The sequence below is a fragment of the Pseudomonas sp. CJQ_9 genome (assembly GCF_043106615.1).
In the GTDB taxonomy this organism is placed as follows: Bacteria; Pseudomonadota; Gammaproteobacteria; order Pseudomonadales; family Pseudomonadaceae; genus Aquipseudomonas; species Aquipseudomonas juntendi.
Map to the genome: position 1 here is coordinate 1 of NZ_JBICMS010000025.1, position 635 is coordinate 635.

Below are 635 nucleotides of genomic sequence, written 5' to 3' on the forward strand. Positions count from 1 at the left end.
CCATGGCGAATGCCGGGCCAGTGGAACTTGCCTTGGTTCAGTCGCCGTGCGGCAAGCCAGACGCCCACGCCGTCGTGCACCAGCACTTTCATCCGGTTGGCCCGGCGATTGGCGAACAGATAAGCGCAGTGCGGCTTCGCCGCACCAAACACCGCGATTACTCGGGCTAAAGCGGTTTCGGTACCGGCGCGCATGTCCATCGGCTCGGTGGCCAGCCAGATCGCATCGATGCGGATCATTGAGAGACAGCCCGGATAAATTGCGCGCAGCCCTCAGGATCTGAGGTTGGCCATTTCACCGTGATCACTTGCCCGGCCATGGGCAACTCGATGATCACTGACGCCTCGACTGGCCGTTTAGGTGGGGCTTTTAGCGGGACGAAAGCCGGTAGTGAAGCTGCTGCAGGCTGATCTCGATAGAGCGGCAGCCATTTGCGGATGACGTTGGCATTGATGCCGTGGCTGATGGCAACACTGGACACCGTCGCGCCAGGTTGCAGGCATTCCTGAACGACTTGGGCTTTGAATGGTTTCGGATAAGAGCTTCGTTGGCGCATGGAAATCCTGGCGATAAGGGTGATCGCGTCCGCTTAAAAATACGCGGACACCATCGCCCTTAATGCTGGAGTTCGGAAG

General features: G+C 59.1%; 2 protein-coding genes. Both read right to left on the reverse strand.

Annotation, left to right across the window (positions count from 1 at the left end; all coding sequences use genetic code 11):
* Positions 1–239: IS66 family insertion sequence element accessory protein TnpB (gene tnpB / locus ACF8SD_RS04125; RefSeq protein ID WP_392483910.1), on the reverse strand; the 239-nt coding region annotated here is incomplete at its 3' end.
* Positions 236–556: an IS66-like element accessory protein TnpA gene (gene tnpA / locus ACF8SD_RS04130; RefSeq protein WP_014754842.1), complete on the reverse strand. Its 321-nt coding sequence runs from the start codon at positions 554–556 to the stop codon at positions 236–238. The genes tnpA and tnpB, both read right to left, overlap by 4 nt.
* Positions 557–635: the final 79 nt, after the last annotated feature.